Source organism: Aeromonas sp. FDAARGOS 1415, from assembly GCF_019048365.1.
Taxonomy (GTDB): Bacteria; Pseudomonadota; Gammaproteobacteria; order Enterobacterales; family Aeromonadaceae; genus Aeromonas; species Aeromonas taiwanensis.
Genome location: NZ_CP077363.1, coordinates 3,371,389 through 3,390,897, shown reverse-complemented (window position 1 = coordinate 3,390,897; position 19,509 = coordinate 3,371,389). Strand labels below are relative to the sequence as shown.

Annotated in this window: 21 protein-coding genes and 1 other RNA gene; 13 read left to right on the top strand and 9 right to left on the bottom strand. The window is 57.9% G+C overall.

From position 1 onward, the window contains the following. Positions 1–40: 40 nt before the first annotated feature. From ytfR to I6L45_RS15820, 13 genes are all read left to right on the top strand, one after another. Entirely contained in the window at positions 41–1,549 is a 1,509-nt protein-coding gene (ytfR, locus tag I6L45_RS15880) for a galactofuranose ABC transporter, ATP-binding protein YtfR (protein WP_216982589.1), read from the top strand. Position 1,550: 1 nt separating this feature from the next. Next, positions 1,551–2,573, top strand: a complete 1,023-nt coding sequence (ytfT, locus tag I6L45_RS15875; protein WP_216982588.1) for a galactofuranose ABC transporter, ATP-binding protein YtfT — start codon at positions 1,551–1,553, stop codon at positions 2,571–2,573. Continuing rightward, on the top strand, positions 2,566–3,573 hold the full coding sequence (gene yjfF / locus I6L45_RS15870) for a galactofuranose ABC transporter, permease protein YjfF (protein WP_216982587.1): 1,008 nt from the start codon (positions 2,566–2,568) through the stop codon (positions 3,571–3,573). Before ytfT ends, yjfF begins: the two co-directional genes overlap by 8 nt. 302 nt (positions 3,574–3,875) lie before the next feature. Further along, the gene (locus I6L45_RS15865; RefSeq protein ID WP_216982586.1) at positions 3,876–4,577 is read left to right on the top strand and encodes a winged helix-turn-helix domain-containing protein; all 702 of its coding nucleotides are present in this window, start codon (positions 3,876–3,878) and stop codon (positions 4,575–4,577) included. After that, on the top strand, positions 4,561–5,052 hold the full coding sequence (locus I6L45_RS15860; RefSeq protein WP_216982585.1) for a hypothetical protein: 492 nt from the start codon (positions 4,561–4,563) through the stop codon (positions 5,050–5,052). The genes I6L45_RS15865 and I6L45_RS15860 overlap by 17 nt, the downstream gene beginning before the upstream one ends. Positions 5,053–6,041: 989 nt before the next feature. Beyond that, the gene (locus I6L45_RS15855; protein ID WP_216982584.1) at positions 6,042–6,413 is read left to right on the top strand and encodes a hypothetical protein; all 372 of its coding nucleotides are present in this window, start codon (positions 6,042–6,044) and stop codon (positions 6,411–6,413) included. A gap of 61 nt (positions 6,414–6,474) precedes the next feature. Continuing rightward, positions 6,475–6,777 carry a hypothetical protein gene (locus I6L45_RS15850; RefSeq protein ID WP_216982583.1) on the top strand — a complete coding sequence of 101 codons (303 nt, stop codon included), beginning with the start codon at positions 6,475–6,477 and terminating at the stop codon, positions 6,775–6,777. Positions 6,778–6,838: 61 nt separating this feature from the next. After that, positions 6,839–7,228, top strand: coding sequence for a hypothetical protein (locus I6L45_RS15845; protein WP_216982582.1), 390 nt, complete (start codon positions 6,839–6,841; stop codon positions 7,226–7,228). Between the two features lie 24 nt (positions 7,229–7,252). After that, the gene (locus I6L45_RS15840) at positions 7,253–7,759 is read left to right on the top strand and encodes an outer membrane beta-barrel protein (protein ID WP_216982581.1); all 507 of its coding nucleotides are present in this window, start codon (positions 7,253–7,255) and stop codon (positions 7,757–7,759) included. A 17-nt stretch (positions 7,760–7,776) separates the two neighbouring features. Then, entirely contained in the window at positions 7,777–8,160 is a 384-nt protein-coding gene (locus I6L45_RS15835; RefSeq protein ID WP_210548604.1) for a hypothetical protein, read from the top strand. A 25-nt stretch (positions 8,161–8,185) separates the two neighbouring features. Next, positions 8,186–8,671: a hypothetical protein gene (locus tag I6L45_RS15830; protein ID WP_216982580.1), complete on the top strand. Its 486-nt coding sequence runs from the start codon at positions 8,186–8,188 to the stop codon at positions 8,669–8,671. 76 nt (positions 8,672–8,747) lie between these two features. Beyond that, the gene (locus I6L45_RS15825) at positions 8,748–9,182 is read left to right on the top strand and encodes a hypothetical protein (RefSeq protein ID WP_216982579.1); all 435 of its coding nucleotides are present in this window, start codon (positions 8,748–8,750) and stop codon (positions 9,180–9,182) included. A 256-nt stretch (positions 9,183–9,438) separates the two neighbouring features. Then, a protein-coding gene (locus I6L45_RS15820) for an IS3 family transposase (RefSeq protein ID WP_216982260.1) occupies positions 9,439–10,592 on the top strand; the annotation gives its coding sequence in 2 pieces (ribosomal slippage) (positions 9,439–9,676 and positions 9,676–10,592; 1,155 coding nt in all). A gap of 139 nt (positions 10,593–10,731) precedes the next feature. Here the strand turns inward: I6L45_RS15820 and I6L45_RS15815 are convergent. From I6L45_RS15815 to I6L45_RS15775, 9 genes are all read right to left on the bottom strand, one after another. Then, on the bottom strand, positions 10,732–11,457 hold the full coding sequence (locus I6L45_RS15815) for a helix-hairpin-helix domain-containing protein (protein ID WP_254204337.1): 726 nt from the start codon (positions 11,455–11,457) through the stop codon (positions 10,732–10,734). A gap of 92 nt (positions 11,458–11,549) precedes the next feature. Then, complete coding sequence (locus I6L45_RS15810; RefSeq protein ID WP_216982578.1) at positions 11,550–12,710, bottom strand: site-specific integrase; 1,161 nt, start codon at positions 12,708–12,710, stop codon at positions 11,550–11,552. A gap of 97 nt (positions 12,711–12,807) precedes the next feature. After that, positions 12,808–12,904, bottom strand: an RNA gene (ffs, locus tag I6L45_RS15805) — signal recognition particle sRNA small type. Positions 12,905–13,006: 102 nt separating this feature from the next. Then, complete coding sequence (locus I6L45_RS15800) at positions 13,007–13,795, bottom strand: sulfite exporter TauE/SafE family protein (protein WP_043760931.1); 789 nt, start codon at positions 13,793–13,795, stop codon at positions 13,007–13,009. 92 nt (positions 13,796–13,887) lie between these two features. Continuing rightward, positions 13,888–15,324, bottom strand: a complete 1,437-nt coding sequence (arcD, locus tag I6L45_RS15795; protein WP_043760933.1) for an arginine-ornithine antiporter — start codon at positions 15,322–15,324, stop codon at positions 13,888–13,890. Positions 15,325–15,692: 368 nt separating this feature from the next. Further along, the gene (locus tag I6L45_RS15790; RefSeq protein ID WP_043760935.1) at positions 15,693–16,451 is read right to left on the bottom strand and encodes an SDR family oxidoreductase; all 759 of its coding nucleotides are present in this window, start codon (positions 16,449–16,451) and stop codon (positions 15,693–15,695) included. Positions 16,452–16,512: 61 nt separating this feature from the next. Next, entirely contained in the window at positions 16,513–17,445 is a 933-nt protein-coding gene (gene mmsB, locus I6L45_RS15785) for a 3-hydroxyisobutyrate dehydrogenase (RefSeq protein WP_216982577.1), read from the bottom strand. Positions 17,446–17,485: 40 nt separating this feature from the next. Further along, complete coding sequence (locus tag I6L45_RS15780) at positions 17,486–18,586, bottom strand: enoyl-CoA hydratase/isomerase family protein (RefSeq protein ID WP_216982576.1); 1,101 nt, start codon at positions 18,584–18,586, stop codon at positions 17,486–17,488. Further along, entirely contained in the window at positions 18,579–19,376 is a 798-nt protein-coding gene (locus tag I6L45_RS15775) for an enoyl-CoA hydratase (protein WP_216982575.1), read from the bottom strand. The genes I6L45_RS15780 and I6L45_RS15775 overlap by 8 nt, the downstream gene beginning before the upstream one ends. Positions 19,377–19,509 lie beyond the last annotated feature (133 nt).

Sequence of the window (19,509 nt, the reverse complement as noted above, 5' to 3'; positions counted from 1 at the left end):
GAGTGCTTATATGGCGTGTTATATCGGAGAGCCCATTTCCATGTCAGAAAACAATCGCGATGTCCTGTTGCACGCCCGGGGGATCTGCAAGGCCTTTCCCGGGGTACGGGCCCTGCACCAGGTGGATTTTTCCCTGCGACGGGGGGAGATCATGGCGCTGCTCGGCGAGAACGGGGCCGGCAAGTCCACCCTGGTCAAGACCCTCACCGGCGTCTATCAGCGTGATGCGGGACGCATCGAGCTCGATGGCGTCCCCATCTCCCCGACGGACACAGCCCACGCCCAGCGCCTGGGAATAGGCACTGTCTACCAGGAGGTCAATCTCCTGCCCAACATGTCGGTGGCCGACAACCTCTTCATCGGCCACGAGCCCCGCCGTTTCGGCTTCATCGACCGGGCCGCCATGACCCGGCAGGCCAGCGCCATCATGGCCAGCCACGGCTTCGAGATGGACGTCACCCTGCCCCTGGGTCACTACTCGGTCGCCATGCAGCAGATCGTGGCCATCGCCCGGGCGGTCTCCCTGTCCGCCAAGATCCTGATCCTGGACGAACCCACCGCCAGCCTCGACACCAGCGAGGTCCAGATGCTGTTCGCCCTGATGAAGAGCCTGCGGGATCGGGGGGTGAGCCTGGTCTTCATCACCCACTTCCTCGACCAGGTCTACGCCATCAGCGATCGCATCACGGTGCTGCGCAACGGCGAGCTGGTCGGCACCCGCGACACCCAGGCGCTGCCGCAACTGGAGCTGGTCAAGATGATGCTGGGGCGCGAGCTGGACGACAACGCCCTCAAGCGGGCGGGCAAGACCCTGCGCAGCAGCCAGCCCATGGTGTCGTTCAGGGACTATGGCAAGCGCGGGGTCCTTGCCCCCTTCAGCCTCGACGTCATGCCCGGGGAGATCGTGGGCCTGGCCGGCCTGCTCGGATCCGGTCGCACCGAGACCGCCGAGCTGATGTTCGGCATAGTGCCGAGCGACAGCGGCGAGTGCCGGGTGCGGGACAAGCCGGTGACCATCCGCAGTGCGCGCCAGGCCGCCGCCCACGGCTTCGGCTTCTGCCCGGAGGATCGCAAGAGCGCCGGCATCATCGCCTCGGCCTCGGTGCGGGAAAACATGGTGCTGGCCCTGCAGGCCCAGCGGGGCTGGCTGCGCCCCTTGTCTCGCAAGGAGCAGGACGAGATCACCGCCCGCCTCATCGCCCAGCTGGCTATCAAGACCCCGGGGCCGGAGCAGCCCATCCAGTTTCTCTCCGGGGGGAACCAGCAGAAGGTGCTGCTGGCCCGCTGGCTGCTGACCAAGCCGCAGTTCCTGATCCTGGACGAACCCACCCGGGGCATCGACGTGGGGGCCCACGCCGAGATCATCCGACTCATCGAATCCCTCTGCGCCAACGGGCTGGCCCTGCTGGTCATCTCCTCGGAGCTCGAAGAACTGGTGGGCTACGCCGATCGGGTGATAGTCCTGCGCGATCGAAAACAGGTGGCAGAGCTTGCAACGGACGCCCTCAGCGTCCCTGCCATCATGAACGCCATTGCATGCGAGGCCTGATATGACGTCATCCACTCTTCCCCTCTCCAAGGGGACCAGCCGCCCCCGCCGGCCCTGGCCCACGGGCTCGGCCCAATGTGTCGCCCTGGTGTGCGTGCTGCTCATCAATGCCCTGGTCGCCGACAACTTCTTCGCCATCCACATCCAGGATGGCCGACTGTTTGGCAGCCTCATCGACATCCTCAACCGCTGCGCCCCCGTGGCCCTGCTCGCCCTCGGCATGACGCTGGTCATCGCCACCGGCGGCATCGATCTGTCGGTGGGGGCCGTGATGGCCATCAGCGGGGCCACCATGGCCAGCCTGGCTACCGGCGGTCACAGCCTGCCGGTCATTCTCGCCTCCGTCATCGGGGTGGGCCTCCTGTGCGGCCTGTGGAACGGCCTGCTGGTGGCGGTGTTCAAGATCCAGCCCATCGTCGCCACCCTGATCCTCATGGTGGCAGGCCGGGGCATCGCCCAGCTCATCACCGAGGGGCAGATCATCACCTTCAACAACGACGCCCTGGCCTGGATCGGCAGCGGCGCCCTCTTCTACCTGCCCACCCCGGTCATCATCACCCTGGGGATGGCCCTGTTCATCTGGCTGCTGACCAAGCGCACCGCCCTCGGCCTCTTCATCGAAGCGGTGGGGATCAACATCAAGGCCGCCAAGAACGCCGGGCTCAACACCCCCATGGTAGTGATCGCCACCTACCTGCTGAGCGGTATGATGGCCGCTGTCGCCGGCATGATAGTCGCCGCCGACATCCGGGGTGCCGATGCCAACAACGCCGGGCTCTGGCTCGAGATGGACGCCATTCTGGCGGTGGTGATAGGAGGCACCTCCCTGATGGGGGGGCGCTTCAACCTTGCCCTCTCCCTGATCGGCATACTGATCATCCAGGGGGTGAATACCGGGATCCTGCTCTCCGGCTACCAGCCCCAGTGGAACCAGATCGTCAAGGCCATGGTGGTGCTGGCGGTGCTCGTCATGCAGTCGCCGGCCCTCAATCACCTCTTCCAGCGAGGGACTCGTCATGTTTAAGCGCAACCTCCCCCTGATGGTGACCATCATGGTGTTTCTGGTGGGCTACCTGCTCTGCCTGGCCTCCTTCCCCGCCTTTCTCTCCACCCGCATCATCTGCAACATACTGACGGACAACGCGTTTCTGGGGATAGTGGCGGTGGGCATGACCTTCGTCATCCTCTCGGGGGGCATCGATCTGTCGGTGGGGGCCGTCATCGCCTTCACCGGCGTGCTGCTGGCCAAGCTCATCGGGGATCTCGGGGTCAGCCCCGTGCTGGCCATCCCCCTGGTGCTGGTGCTGGGAGCGGGCTTCGGCGCCCTCATGGGCTGGCTCATCGACACCCTGAAGATCCCCGCCTTCATCATCACCCTGGCGGGCATGTTCTTCCTGCGGGGGGCCAGTTTCCTCATCTCCGAGCAGTCCCTGCCCATCGATCACCCCACCTTCACCTACCTGTCGAGCCTGTCGTGGAAGATACCGGGGGGCGGTCGCCTGAGCCTGCTGGCCCTCATCATGCTGGCGGTGGTGGTCTTCGGCATCCTGCTCGCCAACCGCACCCGCTTTGGCAACAACGTCTATGCCATCGGCGGCAATGCCACCTCGGCGGCCCTGATGGGGATCTCGGTGCGCCGCACCACCATCCGCATCTACCTGCTCTCCACCACCCTGGCGACCCTGGCGGGCATCGTGTTCGCGCTCTATACCTCGGCGGGCTATCCGCTCGCCGCGGTCGGGGTGGAGCTCGATGCCATCGCCGCCGTGGTCATCGGCGGCACCCTGCTGAGCGGCGGGGTGGGCACCGTCTTCGGCTCCCTGTTTGGGGTGCTGATCCAGGGGTTGATCCAGACCTACATCAACTTCGACGGCACCCTCAGCTCCTGGTGGACCAAGATCATCATCGGCCTGCTGCTGTTTAGCTTCATCGCCCTGCAGCGCCTGCTGATCCTGGTCTCGGAACACCGCAAGGCCAACAAGTCCGGCCCCTTCAAGCGCCAGGCCGCCGCCCAGCCCGAGTGATGCTCCCGGCCCTGCTCAAGCCAGGCAGTGGCACGGGTAGCAGCGGCAACCGGGACACAGGCGAGCGTGAAGGAACACGCTCGCTTCGGGTACCGTCGCCTTCTCCTGCCTTGTGCCCTGACACCCTGTGTTCACCGACGAGGGCGCCACGTACTCGCATAGGGTATCAAACAGAAACACGGCCCGTTATCTCTCACTCGCGTCCAGGCTAGGCGCACAGGAGTTCAGCCCTGCACGGTATTTCTTTTTTACATGAGTCACGCTAGCCTAATACGCTAAGTTCGCCGTTATCAGGTTTTATCGTGACATTACAATATATTTCCCCCAAGCAACTCTGGTTTGGCAGTTGCCAGCTTGATTGCCTCCACCGGTCGCTCAAACGCAGCGATCAGGCGAAGGAGATCCGGTTGCCCAGTGCTGAAACGCTGTTGTTTGCTTTTATGCTGGAGCATGCCGGGGAGCTTCACGATAAAGAACATCTATTGTTCATAGGCTGGGAGGGGCGGCCGATCAGCCCCAACTCGCTGACTGTTGCCATTGCCAATCTTCGTCGCCATTTGCTGGGACTGGACATGGAGCTGGAGATCAGAAGTATTCCCAAGAAGGGTTATATTCTGAATCTGATGGTCCCCCTCGAACGCTCTCCCCAACCCGAGTATGAAATATCCGCCCCAAGAGCTCAGGAAACACCTTCTTCTGCATCTCGACTACCGGAATCTACTTTCTGGCTTAAAAGAATACTATTGTCTGTCAATGTGCTCTCGCTCACCTTGCTGGCATTATTAGGATTAATATCCGCATCCGAATGGCTGACGGTGGATTGTCAGGATGATAATGGCAATATCATCTGCGCTCTGGATACCGAACAAACCCAGACAAGAGATCAACTTACCCTGGATGAAAGCGGTGACACGCTTTGGCTTATTTCAGGTCCGGTTAAGATAAAGTTGAGTCAACGAAACATTCTCAATTTACGAGAAGAGAAAAATGAAGAAAGTCACTAAGGCAATATCCCATTGGCTACTCTGGTTACCACTCAGCCTGCTCGTGTTGATTGTCACCGCCATTTCAATTGACAGCTTTGGCTGTAATTATGAAATGAAGATGAACACCGCAGGTATAGATTATCAGGGAGTCTGTCGTTGGGGCATGCTCAGTATCATTGAGGAAGAACCGGCGACGAAAGCCAAGTGGCAGGTAGACGGCTGGCAGGTTGCTTTCATGAATCAATTTATTTTTTTCGTTTCCGAGAGACGACAGTTGAATAAGGGGAATGGCCAGCACTCAGCACTTAACAATTACAACCAGCTCCAGTCAGACTATACCATCGTTAATTACACTTGGGTTCCACTCACAAAAAACCATATCGCCATGTTCCAAAAAACGCCGCACCATGACGTTATCCTGGTACAGCAGAACGGCTGGTTCAGTTTTTCCCATAGGTTGTTTCCTGCCACACCATTGCTTGGCAATAAATAGGGAGCGTCTCTGCCCTTCTCACATGTTATCCAGATACGGAGTTGTTCTCTTTCAATATTTACTTCCCCCTGTCGTAGCCTTGATATTCCCTCTCACGGGGGCTGCGACAAAAGTCGGTCGTTGGTTTCTCAACCCCAGGTGACCTCTATATTCTTGTTCCACTCTCCGGCCGCTCAAGCACGGCCTGCGTGTTTTACGCGCCCACATGCATCATCACCTCTCCCACCTGACCGTCGCAGGTTTGCAGACGAATTGACCCGCCATCAGCCCCTCTCTCCCCCCTGGCCACGCGCCACACTCGGGGTTCTTTCCCACCTCTTCGCGTCTATGAAGTGGCATCCATTTTACAGTTAAAATTAAAACCATTTAAAATCAGTGTTTTGCTAAATTTTTATGGCTTTTTATGACTATGGAAAGCCCCTGACCCTGCCTATCATACACATAACAGGTGATGTCCCTTCTCAAGTAGCTGAAGGCGGTGGCAGGGTCCATCGAGGTCACCCATAAGGATGAGCCAGCACAAGGGAGGTGGGAGTAGCAAATACCATTATGAGGTGTTGATATCATGAGAGCGTCTACATTATCCCTGGCCGTGTCAGTCATGTTTTCCATCGCAGCGTCTGGCTGCGCTTCGACTGACAATATCTCTGCAACCGATAGATTCCTGTTATCCAGTGCAACGGGAGCGATCCTGGCCGGTATGACAGCTCCGGCTCACCATCCACATGATAATGCCCAGCATGAATATGTTGATCAACATGGCAATATACAACACGGTCGCGTTTACAAGGATCGGGATGGCAACTATCGCCATGAATGATGACAGCCCTTTCCGGGAATGAGTCTATCCCGCAGGGTAACATGGAAATACGAAACGCGTAGCATGGGTTGGCAGATAATCAAGCAGTGCCACGCTCATACCATGATAACTCGAAAGCACATTTCTATTTCTACTGACCATTAATAAAGCATCAATATTTGAGAATAACATGAAGAAACAAAACATTTATTTAATGACCATATTCCTGCCAGTCTTTTTGATGATGAGCCCAGTGACTCACGCAGCAGAGAAGACTCCTGTAGAGGTTCTGGAAAGTGACTTTGGCAACATCGCCATTGTGAATCAATTCCAGTCGGATATGGTATCCGCCACAAAGACAACATTGGCCGATGATAGCTATCACAGGATCCCCTTGGATAGCCCGGAGGTCCAACAATGGTTTCTTGATATTACCAAGCTCTACTGGCATGGCAATATTGAACTGGATGACTATGTGTTCTTGGGAAAAAATAAATTTCCTGCCTATGAAGACTCGTTCAGAAAGTTCGCAAAAAACTTGAATCGCATGACGGAGAAATAACCGACTGTCACACATAGAATGTGCATTAATTACTACTCGTACCGAATTGATAGGATATACCATGAAAAAATTACTTTGCATCTCCATGATTTCATGCTCTCTCATCCTGGCCGGATGCGCGGACATCGATCATATGTCGACTGGCCAGAAAGTCTTGTTGGGTGCCGCTGCTGCGGCGGCCGTGGGTGGAATAGCCTATGGTGTTCATAAAAACCATAAGGCAGAACAAGAGAGCGAACGGGCTAACCGTGCAGAACATAATAAATCTCGGGCCCATAACGCCAGACACAGTGATATGGCAAGCCGCGGTAATAGTTGCCAGGAATGGCATGGCCATATTGAATGCGCTCCTGATCAGAATTGACAGCCCATTTTGAGATGGCATTTATAATCATCTACATCGTCTGGTAATACGGATTTAAATTATGTTTTTTTATCGTCTCGCACTGCCTTTACTGTTGGCCATGTCCATGGACTACGCATCTGCCGCAGATAAAACCTACGATGTGCATTTCTTGAAGGGTACGACAGGGATATCGTATCAAGATGTAGTGATTAAACGTGATGCCAACGCTTACAGACTGCGTGGCAGGGCAGAACAGAAACTGAAAGTCAGATTGTCCTTGAGAGACCAGGAAGCAACCTATTTCAATATCACCACGCTTGACGGTGTCAGTCTTTATGACGGCTCCAGTGAAGGCAACCGTGCCAGCTTGTTATTGCCCTATGATGGTGATTTCATCATTCACGTTTTCAATATGGGGGACAACATAGATAAACGAGTTCCCTACCAACTCTCGATAAGCCTCGAATAGCTATTTCTTAAAAAGGCAAAAACAATGAACAAAGTATTATACAGCATGCTGACGAGTGCGCTTTTGGTGACGACCTGTGCAAGTGCTGAACCCTATATCGGTAGCGGATTTCAGCATCTTCATAGCCAACTAGATGGCAAAAATACCTACGGATTTTTCATTCAAGGAGGATATGATCTTGGGCTGATGGATATCAGTGTCAGCACAGGGAAAACGACAGGAAGTGGACACAGCTATGTTGATATGCAAGGAGATATACACAGCACCCAGACAGATATCTCTTTCATGGATCTGGGGATAGGCCATCGGTTTGATATTGCCGGCTTATCTGTTATGCCACGCATTGGGGTCGCGAAACTGGATCAACATGGTCAGAAAAACTCCGCCATAGAATATGGCCTGACGTTAGGTTATCTAATCACAAAAAACCTGGAAATCAGTGCCAGCTATAATTATATGGATGCATCCCCTGTCCAAGGTAAGAACGTCGATGCGGATGGTTTTGATATTGGTGTTAACTATCACTTTTGACATGCAGGATCCTTCCGATGAAACATATAATCCTCCTGACCAGCCTGACCTGTACCCTCTTGGCAGGCTGCGTCAGTCAATATGACGAAATGAGGTCTAAAGGCTATAGCCAAGCCTATGCGCAAGGGTATGAAGATGGTTGCCACAGTGGCAATCAGGCTGCAGGCAGCTATCTGGATACCTATACCAAGAACGATGCGCAATTTCGTAAAGAGCCCGACTATGCCAATGCATGGCGTGATGGATTTAATATCTGCCAAGCCAATATGCAAAGAACCATAAAAGATGCGGAGAAAGCCACAAAAAAACAGCCGCATGACAAAAGACAGGATGACTATTATCGAAAAATGGAACAAGAGGCCACCCGTGATATAGATACCAGCGGCCTGTCTGGTTATTAATTCCCTTACTCTGCAGGAACTGAACATGAAATTGACTAAAACTGCGTTATTGATGGGCGTCTTGCTGACCTCCTCCATCGTCAATGCCAATCCTCAAGCCGCCTGTAACGACGCGCTTAGCGACCGTGGATATGGTGATGCTGTACAAAAACGAGTCCAGATCATGGACTCCCGCTCAGGTACCTCCGTCACCGGGCAGCTATCACGCAGCAATGGCGATCGCTTCGAATTCAGCTGTGTCCTGGATAGCCAGGGGGGATTAATGGATGTTCTGGTCAACCCGCTTCCGGGCAACAAGCCATCCTCTCGAACCCTGGGCCGCCACGCCTTGAGCAACTGTGTTCATGAAACTGCCGCAGAGTGGGAGGTCAGCCCCAAGGCAGTGGAAGCCGGTCGTGCCCAATACACTGGTGATGGCATGTTCGACGTTGAGATGCGAGGTGATAATGGCAATGTTGCCGTCTGCACCGTCGAAGAAGATGGCACTGTTCGCGCAATCATGAACGATTGATCATCCTCATTCAGATGGGGCATGCGAGTGCCCCTATGTTTGGGGTCTCTTCTCTCTCACCACCAGGATATACCTCATGTTATCGAGACTTTTTACCGGCTTGATGAACAAGTGTTTGCAGAGGCGTGGCTATATTGGCTACATGCTCCTGTTATTTTTTATTGTTCTCTCCGCATTAATGACTACCTTGGGCACAGGTACCCTGGCACATGACTTAATTGCCAGCAACATTGCAAAAATGGCAATGCCACTGATAGCAGGCATGGTGGCGTTATTTTTATTGGTCGGCTATGCGAATATCAATCTGGCCGTCATGAGAGCCCGTGACATTGGTTTACGGGGGAGATATTTGTTCCTGTTCTCTGTTGTTTTCTTGATCTCTACCTGTACCCCGATACTCAGCGAGGATCTGCATGGCAAGGATCTCTTCAATGGCTTGCATGGTTTACTTGTACTCTTCCTTGTTGTCATGCCGAGTGGCCTATTTAAAAAAACACCTCGCCAGAGTTGAGCCTGACGCGATTTATTTCATGCAATCAGCCGAGGCAATGGCAATACGTTCAGAAGCTATTTAGCACTGACACATTATTCAATATCGTTATCATGACCTATTGCCCCATAATTATTTATTTGCAGTATTAAAACAGTCCCCTTACGGGGTGCACCATAGATGGTTTATTCTCGGCAATATCATGACCACAGTGTGAATCGCCCCTACTTTCCTAGACACCCCAAGAGCCTCAAACTGAGGTCATTCAGGAGGTGTTATGAGCAAACAGCAACGTTACACGGAAGAATTCAAATTGGCCGCCGTCAAGCAAGTGACTGAGCGGAATTACCCAGTGGCAGAGGTTGCTGAGCGGCTTGGTGTTTCCAGCCATAGTCTTTACGCCTGGATCAGGCGCTACAGCCAACCCGACGTGCAGCAACAGCATGACTCCAGCCAGCAAGCCGAAATTAGGCGCCTCAAGGCTGAACTGCGCCGCGTCACCGATGAGCGAGATATCTTAAAAAAGGCCGCCGCGTACTTTGCCAAGCTGTCAGGGTAAGGTACGCCTTCATCCGGGAGCACGCGTCCACATATCCCATCCGCAGACTGTGTCGAATGATGAATGTCCACCCGAGCGGTTATTACGCCTGGCAGCTCCAGCCTTTATCTGCCCGAGCCCTGGAAGACCAACGCCTCCTGGGCCAGATCAAGCAATGTTGGCTAGAAAGCGGGGGCGTCTATGGTTATCGTAAGATCCGGGATGACCTGCGAGAGATGGGAGAGACCTGCGGGAAACACCGGGTGGCGCGATTAATGCGTCATGAGGGTTTACGTTCACAAACCGGTTATCGTCGCCGTCCCGGTCATTATGGTGGCCAGCCGGCAGTGGTTGCACCGAATCATCTTGAGCGCCAGTTCGATGTGACTGAGCCAAATAAGGTCTGGGTAACGGACATCACTTATATCCGAACCCATGAAGGCTGGCTCTATCTGGCCGCAGTATTGGATTTGTTTTCACGACAAGTCATTGGTTGGTCAATGAGGCCAAGGATCGACCGAGAGCTAGCCATCAGCGCGTTACTGATGGCGGTGTGGCGACGGCGACCTGAGCAGGAAGTGTTGGTTCATTCCGACCAAGGTAGCCAGTTTAGCAGCTATGACTGGCAGGATTTTTTGCGGGAGCACCGGCTCAAGGCCAGCATGAGCAGACGTGGTAACTGTCATGATAACGCGGTGGCGGAGAGTTTCTTCCAGCTCCTAAAACGCGAGCGGATCCGACGTAAAACCTATGCGGATCGCGAGGAGGCCCGGCGGGATGTGTTCGATTACATTGAAATGTTTTACAACCCCAAGCGTCGGCACAGTTTCAACAACGGGCTATCGCCAGTAGAGTGTGAAAAGCAATATTTCGAACGGCTCAAAAGTGTCTAGAGAAGCCGGGGCGATTCACCCAGCACAGGGAATACTCGCCTTTCAGCAATCCCCAGCCCAGGCTCCACACATACAAGTTTCATCAGCACCTAAGCATTACTTGGAGCTTCTGAAGAGCACTCTGGTTGTACTCCATTTCCTACCTTCTTGCAGGCTTCCCCTTCCTCGGATGTGCTTGTGACGAGCTGGAGGTCAAACATGGCGAACTTCTTGAACGTTCTTCGAATTTCGGCTGTTGGATGATGGTGGTGTTTTCCCAATTATCAGCAGGTTCACCAGGTAAGACTCCGGAGAGTAAAAAATGCTCTCCCTGAGGAGAGCTCATAAACTCGAACAATTCGCTCTTGGCTTTTTCGGCGGTAGCCAAGAGGGAATGCAAGGTTTCTCTGTTGTCCTTGATGGTGTTGGCTGCCATCGCCAGATAGCTGATTGCTTCCTGACAACTGACCTCCGAGGTCAACTCAAATCGTGACAGGAAATGATGGACCAGCTCATTTCTTAACTCTACCAATTGTTTGAGCCTTTCGTTCATCCATTCTCCGTCTTCCAGGCCAAAACTGAAGCGGAAGTAAGCTCGACCGTTCAGAGCATCATCATCAATTTCTTGCTCATCCTCCAACGTCGTTCTCTGGTTCCACTGGCCAACTAATTGGCCCATAGTCTTAAACCCTAACTCTTGGCGGTAGCGTTCTACGTTACCAGCCAACTCATCGGAAAACCCACTCACCTTCAGAGTGGGCAGAGTTGCTTTGAGCATCAATTCAAACTGCTGCAACTGGAGGAGGCATCGCCCGTACTCCAATGCAATTTGCTCTTTTAACTCATTCAAATCAGGTTGTGCCTTATCAGGCCTCTGGTGTTCCACTGGTGCTCTTCCTTGTGCTCATCAGCATCTAGCTAAATAGTGATTTCTTCTTAGGTTGAAGTACATACGAGATGCTCTCCAAGGTAGTACGTTCACAGTGCCGCTTCTATAGCTGCTTGTAGCTTCTCAACGGCTACCCCACCACCGTACCGATCATAGCTAATGGCACCATTGGTATGACCCAAAATGGCGGCTGCGTACTGTAACGGTACCCCATGATCCTTCAACTCTGTTGCTACGGTATGCCGCAAGCTGTGGAAGTCTTTGTCTACCGGGCGATGACGACTGAACCATTGACCCCATAGATGGCTGTAACCGTCCTGTCGATGAGGTAATTCAGGGAATAAACGCCCTCCTGCCCTTTCCTGCACGAAGTCGATAAAGCCACCAGCAATTAGCGAGGAGTGAATAGGGATCAGGCGAGCACTGTTGACCGTCTTGAGCTTCTGGTCTGGGCGATTGTCCCTGATGTTCAGGCACCATACCCCGTCGACCTGTTGCACATCGTCCGCGTACAACTGGCAAATCTCATTGGCTCTCGCTCCGGTATACAGGCCGAGCAACGCTATCCACTTGCGGTATGGCTCCTGCTTCTTCGCCCACTGGATCAACCGCTGTTTCTCCGCAGATGTGTACCCGCTGCGAGAATTGACCTCTTTGACCCGTTGTAGCTTGAGCCCTGCGAAGTGATTAATGATGCCCTCGTGGTGATTGCCCAGCCAGACGAACAACAAAGAGAGTTTCTGGAGATACTTGTTGATAGTCGTCGGGCTCTTGCCTGAATTCAGCAATTCGTCCTTGAACTTGACCACATCGGCCTTGCTGTAAGCGGTGGGAGATCTATCCCCCAGAGCCTTGATGAAGTAGCCGATGTAGTTCTTCTGATTACTGAGCTCTTTGGGTGCCCAAGACAACGTCTTCTCTTTCAGATAACGCTCACTGAGTTCTGAAAGTACAGGGGATGCAATGGCAGAAGGAGCCGCAGGGACTGACTGAGGGGCTGGCTTGGTCGCAGATGGTGTCTGTTGCTGTAGCCGCTGAGGCTCCGGCAGGGAGCTTGGCTGAGGTTCTGGCTGGACAGCCGCAGTTTTTACCCAAGAACGCGCACAGGCAAGCATCTGAGCCACCTGTTCACGAGCGACCAGCTTGTCCCGAGTACGGAGAGATTTCTTGATGTCTTTGCGGCGGCCACATGGGAGCACAGTCACCTTACGGTAGTACCAGATACCTTGCGGAGAGAGCCAGAGATTCACTTAGAAGACTCCTGATCCATCCACACAAAGTGGATTACCAAGAGGTCTGAAGAGGGTGATTAGCTGTAACTTATTGATTTACAAAAACAAGTGGTGGCCCTACCAGCCACATCCCGGCACTCGAGTCCCCCGCCTTGGCTGCTACCTTCCGGTCCTGACCAGGTCGACGGGTTATCAATGCGAGAGGACCAATAGGACCACCGGCGAGGAGAATAGGCAAACTGGCCGGTCAATGCAATGGCTTTCTGCCGCAGCGCGAGCCGTTCGCCTTATTTTTCAACAATCTGGCCAAGGGTTCAGCTAAACAGCATGAATTTGGCCCCCACCACCAGCATCAGGAGGGCGAAGGCCTGCTTGAGCCGTGCGGGTGACAGCCGGTGTGCCAGCCTGGCGCCAAACCGGGCGAACTGGGTGCTGGTGAGTACGATGCCCACCAAGGCCGGCAGATAAATGTAGCCGGCACTCCACTCGGGCAGATCGGGGTTCCCCCAGCCGGCGTAGAGGTAGCTCAGGCTGCCCGCCAGGGCGATGGGCATGCTGCAGGCGGCGGAAGCCGCCACGGCGTTGCGCATGGGCACCGAGTTCCAGCTCAGATAAGGCACGGTGAGCGAGCCGCCGCCGATGCCAAAGAGGGCCGACATCCAGCCGATGATGCTGCCCGCGATCCCGGTGCCAACCGGTCCCGGCATGCGACGTTCCGCCTTGGGCCTCAGGTTGAGCCCCATCTGCAGCGCCATGGTCCAGGCGAAACAGCCGATGATGATGTTGAGGGTGCTGGCACTCAGCAGATTTGCCGTCATGCCGCCGAGCCAGGCCCCGAGCAGCATGCCCGCCCCGAGGCGCCGTATCATCACCCAGTCGACGGCCCCCGCCTCCTGATGGGCTCGCAGGGAGCTGAAACCGGTGAAGATCATGGTGGGCAGCGAGGTGCCGAGTGCCAGGTGGGTGATGATCTCCGGGGCCACGCCCTGGGCGTGGAAGCTCAGCACCAGCACGGGCACTATGATGAGCCCGCCCCCGATCCCGAACAGCCCGGCCAGCATGCCCGCGAAGGCCCCCAACACCAGATACCCCACAAACAGCATAAAATTTCCTTCGCTAATAAATTGGCGGTCGACTCGACCGCCAATACCCATAAAAAAAGAGATGGCGCCAGGCCATCTCTTTATTGTGCCGATTAATGAAGGGGAATGGTACCGTCCATCACCTTGTAGAAGGCCAGCACGGCGCAGCCGAGCAGGGCCGCCGTCATCCCCTGCTCCAGCCGGTTGAGGCTGCGCAGGCCGTGGTGCTGGCGCGCCTTCCAGTAGATGAAGATGCCGGGGCTGTAGAGCAGCGCCACCAGCAGCAGGTACTCCACCCCCGCCGCATAGACCAGCCAGCAGCCGTAGGCGGTGGCCACCAGGGCCAGCAGCAGGTCACGCTTGCGCTGATGGGGCTGCTGCTCGTAGGTGGTGCCCTGGATCGCCAGCTTGAGCCCGTAGGCGCCGGAGAAGACATAGGGCACCAGGGCCGCCGAGGTGGCGATGTTGACCAGCGCCAGGTAGGTGCTGCTCTGGAAGTAGATGATGATGAGGAAGATCTGCACCAGGCAGGTGGAGCACCAGAGCGACACCTGGGGCGAGCCGTTCTTGTTCTCCTTGGCGAACCAGGCCGGGAAGACGCCGGTCTTGCCCGCGATGTAGGGCACTTCCGCCGCCAGCACGGTCCAGCTCAGCAGGGCCCCCATCACGGAGATCACCAGGCCGATGTTGATGAGCCAGGCGCCCCAGGGGCCAACCACGGCTTCCAGGATCATGGCGGTGGAGGGGTTCTTGAGGGCCGCCAGCTGCGGCTGGTTCATGACCCCCAGGGAGAACAGGGTGACCATGACATAGAGCGCCAGGGCGCCCAGCAGGGCCAGCACGGTGGCGCGGCCCACGTCCTTGCGGTGGCGGGCACGGGCGGAGACCACCACGGCCCCCTCGATGCCGATGAAGACCCAGAGGGTCACCTTCATGGTGGACTTGACCTGATCCATCACGGAGCCGAGCTCGGGGCTCCCCTGCCCCCAGAGATCCAGGGTGAAGGTCTCCATATTGAAGGCGAGCAGGATGGCGACGCAGAAGACGATGAGGGGCACCATCTTGGCGATGGTGGTGACGATATTCACCAGCGCCGCCACCTGGATGCCGCGCAGCACCAGGGCATGCACCGACCAGATGAGCAGGGACGCGAGGGTGATGGCGATCGGGGTGTTGCCGTCACCAAAGATGACGTTGTCCGGCGTATCGAAGAAGTAGCTCAGGGCGCTGAACACCACGATGGCGTAGGAGACGTTGGCCAGCAGCTGGCACAGCCAGTAGCCCCAGGCTGCGTTGAAGCCGACGAAATCACCGAACCCTGCCTTGGCGTAGCTGAAGATGCCGCCATCGAGATCCGGACGGCGCATGGAGAGGTTCTGGTACACCAGGGCGAGGCAGATCATGCCGATCCCCGTGATGGTCCATCCCAGGGCGACGGCCCCGGCACTGGCATGCGCCGCGATGTTTTGTGGCAGACTGAAGACCCCGGCACCGACCATGGAGCCGATCACCAGCGAAATGAGGGCACCGAGCCCCAGTTTCTTGTCCATCTCAAACCTGTTTTCTTAGGCGGCGGCTGAGCATCCGTATTCATACAGCGCGCGACATGGGAGGGGCGAAAGATCCGTACCCCGTGAAAAAGGCGGCAACTATATTGCATGACTATTCCGACCGCAATCCTTCGCAGCGCCAATCACGCACCGTCTTGACCGCGCGCAATTCTACAGCACTCACTCACCTCGCCTGTGAGCTGGTTCAAATTAAGAGAGACCCGTTGATCTTTCACGTTTTTCCATGATGTGACCCGGGGTTTTTAGGAAAAAGGCTGCATGGCTATTCATCCCTGCGGGCTGCAGGCACTGCTCATGAAAACGCCCCGGGATCCGGGGCGCAGTGGTCATCATGATCGAGGCCGGGGCTAGAGCCGCAGTCCCCCGTCTATCTCGATCATCCGACCCGACAGGTAGTCGTTGGCGAGGATGAACTGTACCGTGTGGGCCAGCTGCGCCGCCTCCCCCAGGCTTCCCACCGGGATGGCCTGCTGCATGCGGGCCATGGCCTCGGGCTTCATGGCCGCCGTCATGTCGGTGGCAAACACCCCGGGGGCGATGCCCATCACCCGGATGCCGTGGCGGGCCAGCTCCCGCCCCCAGGTCACCACCAGGGAGGCTACCCCCGCCTTGCTGGCGGCATAGTTGCTCTGGCCCATGTTGCCGGCCCGGGCGATGGAAGAGATGTTGATGATGACACCCTGCCCTCCTCGCGCCATCAGCGCCGCCCCCTCGCGGCCGCACAGGAAGGTACCGGTGAGGTTGACGTCGATGACGGCCTGCCACTGGGCCAGGCTCATCTTCTCCAGCAGTTCTCCCTCCTTCACCTTGATGAGCATGCCGTCGCGCAGGATCCCGGCGCAGTTGATGAGGCCGTGCAGGACGCCGAACTGCTCGTCGATGGCGGCGAAGGTCGCCTCCACCTCGGGCTCGCTCGCCACGTTGCAGACGAAGAGGGCGCAGCGGCCGTCACGGCTGCGCACCTCGGCCTCGGTCACCTCCAGATCCGCGCGGTTGACGTCGATGAGCGCGAGCACCGCGCCCTGCTCAGCGAGGCTCAGGGCGATGGCGCGGCCGAGCCCCCTGCCCGCCCCCGTGATGGCGATGACCTTCTGCGTGATATCCATGGATGCTCCTTGCCGGTTGCCCGGCCATAAATGGGTGGATAAAGGGGATGGCCGCGCCGGCTCAACCCGCCTTGGTCTGATCCAGCTCCGCCTCTCGATAGAGTTCGACGATGCTGGAGAAATCCCGCGTGTCCGGTCCCTTGGCCGCATGCAGGTTGAACAGGTTGCGGGCCAGGGCTCCCATGGGTACGGCGCTGTGGGCATGTTCGGCAAGCGCCATCGCGAGCCCCAGGTCTTTCACCATCAGCCGGGTCATGAAGCCCCCCTGGTAGTTGCGCGACGCCGGGGCATTCTCCATCACCCCGGGCCAGGGGTTGTAACGCTCCAGGCTCCAGTTGTTGCCCGAGCTCTTGCCCATGATGGTGGAGAGGACGGCGGGATCCAGCCCCTCCTTCACCCCGAGGGCAAGGGCCTCCGCGGTGCCCGCCATGTGGATGGCGAGCAGCATGTTGTTGCACATCTTGGCGATCTGGCCCGCTCCGAGCGCCCCGGCGTGGAACAGGTTCTGCCCCATGGAGGCGAGCACGGGCCTGGCCGCCTCGAAGTCCGCCGCCTCGCCGCCAACGATGAAGGTCAGCGTCCCTGCCGCAGCGCCGGCCACGCCCCCCGAGACAGGGGCATCGATGAAGCGGATGCCGCGCGACTTCGCCGCCTCTCCCACCCTGCGGGCCGAGGCCACGTCTATGGTGGAGCAGTCGATGACCAGGGTGCCCGTGGGCAGGGCCGCCAGCAGATCCTGGCCGCCCTGCTCACCGCTACCTTCGCCCAGCCAGAGGCTGCGCACATGCTCCCCTGCGGGCAGCATGCTGATGACCAGATCGCAGTCGCTCACCGCTTCCCGGGCATCGGCGGTCGCGATGCAGCCGGCGGCGATCGCCCGGCTCAGGCTCTCCGGCACCAGGTCGAACACCTGTACCCTGTGCCCCGCCCGGACCAGGTTGGCGGCCATGGGCCCCCCCATGTTGCCAAGCCCGATAAATCCAATCCTTGTCATGATCTGCTCCTTGATATGTTCCGTTCGTGCGTCCCGCGCCTCAGCAGGCAGGGCTCAGGGGATTTTTCCCCTCGGGCCAGCGGTAGAAGGCATCCAGCCAGGCCTCGCCTGCCTGAGGCGCCTGCCAGCGGGGAGATTTGTCCTTGTCGATGAGCAGCGCCCGCACCCCTTCCACGAAGTCACCTCTGAGCACGCAGTTGACCGAGAGCGTCAGCTCGTCGGCAAACACCTCGGCCAGGGACTGGCGGCGCGCCTGCCAGAACTGGCGCCAGAGGATGGCGCGGCTGATGGGACTGCCCCCCTGGCAGGTTGCCCGGGCCTGGGCCAGCGCCGGTTCATCCAGCTCGGCGCGCACCAGCCTCTCCAGCACCCCTTGCAGGGAGCGGCCAGCCAGGAGTGCATCGATGCGGGCCTGATGGGGCAGGATCACGGGGGCCGGCAACGCCTGGCCGAGCCCACGCTGCAAGCCGGCGAGGAGCCCCTCTATCTGTTCGCTGGCGTCGGCGGACCAGTCGAGGGCGGCGAGGCGCGCCGGCAGCTCCGCCCGCTCGTGGCTCGCCATGGCGTGATCCGCCAGACCCAGGCCGATGGCATCCGCCCCGTTGAAGCGGGCACCGGTGAGGCCGAGCCAGAGCCCGAGACGCCCCGGCATCCGGCTCAAAAACCAGCTGGCTCCCACGTCCGGGTAGAGGCCTATGGTCACCTCCGGCATGGCGAACAGGCTCTTCTCCGTCACCACCCGGAACGCGGCCCCGGCGAAGAGGCCGATGCCCCCCCCCATGCAGATGCCGTCTGCCACGCAGATGAGGGGTTTGGTGTAGCGGTGGATGTGATGATCGAGCCGGTACTCCTGCTCGAAGAAATCGCGGGCGTAGCCGAACAGCTCCGACTCGCTCGCCTTCTGCTTGCAGTAATAGAAGGAGCGGATGTCGCCGCCGGCGCAGAATGCCTTCTCGCCGGCCCCCTGCAGCAGCACGCAGACGATGGACGGGTTCTGCTCCCAGGCGGTGAGCGCCGCCTGCAGCAACTGGATCATCTCAAGGCTCAGGGCATTGAGGGAGGTGGGGCTGTCCAGGGTCAGGACGCCAATCTGGCGGCCATCTGCGGTGGGATGGGTCGTGACGACGACGGGCTCACTCATGGGCCTCTCCCCTGGGCTTGTCATAGTGCCAGTGCGGGACACGCTTCTCGAGGAAGGCGGCCACCCCCTCGCGCTGGTTGGCATCCTCAAACAGCTCGAGGAAGAGGCTGCGCTCGCGCGGCAGCGCCGCATCACGATGACCGCTTCGCCCCTGGTTGATGAGGGTCTTGCAGGCGCGCAGGGCGCTCGGGCTCTGGCGCTCCACCAGCCGGGCCATCTGGTGCGCCGCCTCCCAGGCGTGCCCCTCCTTGACCACCTCCTCCACCAGCCCCATCTCGTAGGCCAGGGTGGCACTCACCTTCTCGCCACAGAGGATCATCCGCTTGGCCCAGCCCGGCCCCACCAGCTCGGTGAGGCGCTGGGTACCGCCGGCGCAGGGCAGGAGCCCCACCGAGGCCTCCGGCAGCCCCAGCTTGGCCTGCTGCTCGGCGATGCGGATGTCGCAGGCCAGCGCCACTTCCAGTCCGCCCCCCATGGCATAGCCATTGATGGCGGCGATGCTGACCCCGTGGAAGCGGGCCAACGCCTCGAAGGCGCGGCCGAAGGCCTCGGCCACGTCGCGGGCGTGCTCGACGTTGCCGTCGGCGAACATCTTGAGATCGGCGCCAGCGCAGAAGAACTTGTCACCGGCACCGCGGATCACCAGGGCCACCACGTCGGGGCGGCTGTCCAGCTCCACCATCATCTGCAGGAAGGCCTGCAGGCTGGCGAGGGTCCAGGTGTTGGCAGGCGGGTGGTCGAGGGTGATATAGGCCACGTGACCTTGGTATTCGAGCCTGATCCTTGTCATTGCATCGTCCTTGTCATTGAAACCTGCCCATGATAACAGAGTTGAATGGAGCCAATATTCGACGCACTCACACAACGGGCGGCGAGAGGGTCAGTGGATCCCTCCACCCGGGCCAGCAAGCTCGCCTTCCCCG

Excerpts from the sequence above, each read along its gene's own strand:
- arcD (WP_043760933.1), bottom strand. The coding sequence starts at position 15,324 with ATGGACAAGAAACTGGGGCTCGGTGCCCTCATTTCGCTGGTGATCGGC.
- I6L45_RS15790 (WP_043760935.1), bottom strand. The coding sequence starts at position 16,451 with ATGGATATCACGCAGAAGGTCATCGCCATCACGGGGGCGGGCAGGGGG.
- I6L45_RS15845 (WP_216982582.1), top strand. The coding sequence starts at position 6,839 with ATGTTTTTTTATCGTCTCGCACTGCCTTTACTGTTGGCCATGTCCATG.
- I6L45_RS15835 (WP_210548604.1), top strand. The coding sequence starts at position 7,777 with ATGAAACATATAATCCTCCTGACCAGCCTGACCTGTACCCTCTTGGCA.
- I6L45_RS15800 (WP_043760931.1), bottom strand. The coding sequence starts at position 13,795 with ATGCTGTTTGTGGGGTATCTGGTGTTGGGGGCCTTCGCGGGCATGCTG.
- yjfF (WP_216982587.1), top strand. The coding sequence starts at position 2,566 with ATGTTTAAGCGCAACCTCCCCCTGATGGTGACCATCATGGTGTTTCTG.
- I6L45_RS15780 (WP_216982576.1), bottom strand. The coding sequence starts at position 18,586 with ATGAGTGAGCCCGTCGTCGTCACGACCCATCCCACCGCAGATGGCCGC.
- I6L45_RS15840 (WP_216982581.1), top strand. The coding sequence starts at position 7,253 with ATGAACAAAGTATTATACAGCATGCTGACGAGTGCGCTTTTGGTGACG.
- I6L45_RS15850 (WP_216982583.1), top strand. The coding sequence starts at position 6,475 with ATGAAAAAATTACTTTGCATCTCCATGATTTCATGCTCTCTCATCCTG.
- I6L45_RS15775 (WP_216982575.1), bottom strand. The coding sequence starts at position 19,376 with ATGACAAGGATCAGGCTCGAATACCAAGGTCACGTGGCCTATATCACC.
- I6L45_RS15860 (WP_216982585.1), top strand. The coding sequence starts at position 4,561 with ATGAAGAAAGTCACTAAGGCAATATCCCATTGGCTACTCTGGTTACCA.
- I6L45_RS15825 (WP_216982579.1), top strand. The coding sequence starts at position 8,748 with ATGTTATCGAGACTTTTTACCGGCTTGATGAACAAGTGTTTGCAGAGG.
- I6L45_RS15855 (WP_216982584.1), top strand. The coding sequence starts at position 6,042 with ATGAAGAAACAAAACATTTATTTAATGACCATATTCCTGCCAGTCTTT.
- I6L45_RS15830 (WP_216982580.1), top strand. The coding sequence starts at position 8,186 with ATGAAATTGACTAAAACTGCGTTATTGATGGGCGTCTTGCTGACCTCC.
- ytfT (WP_216982588.1), top strand. The coding sequence starts at position 1,551 with ATGACGTCATCCACTCTTCCCCTCTCCAAGGGGACCAGCCGCCCCCGC.
- ytfR (WP_216982589.1), top strand. The coding sequence starts at position 41 with ATGTCAGAAAACAATCGCGATGTCCTGTTGCACGCCCGGGGGATCTGC.
- mmsB (WP_216982577.1), bottom strand. The coding sequence starts at position 17,445 with ATGACAAGGATTGGATTTATCGGGCTTGGCAACATGGGGGGGCCCATG.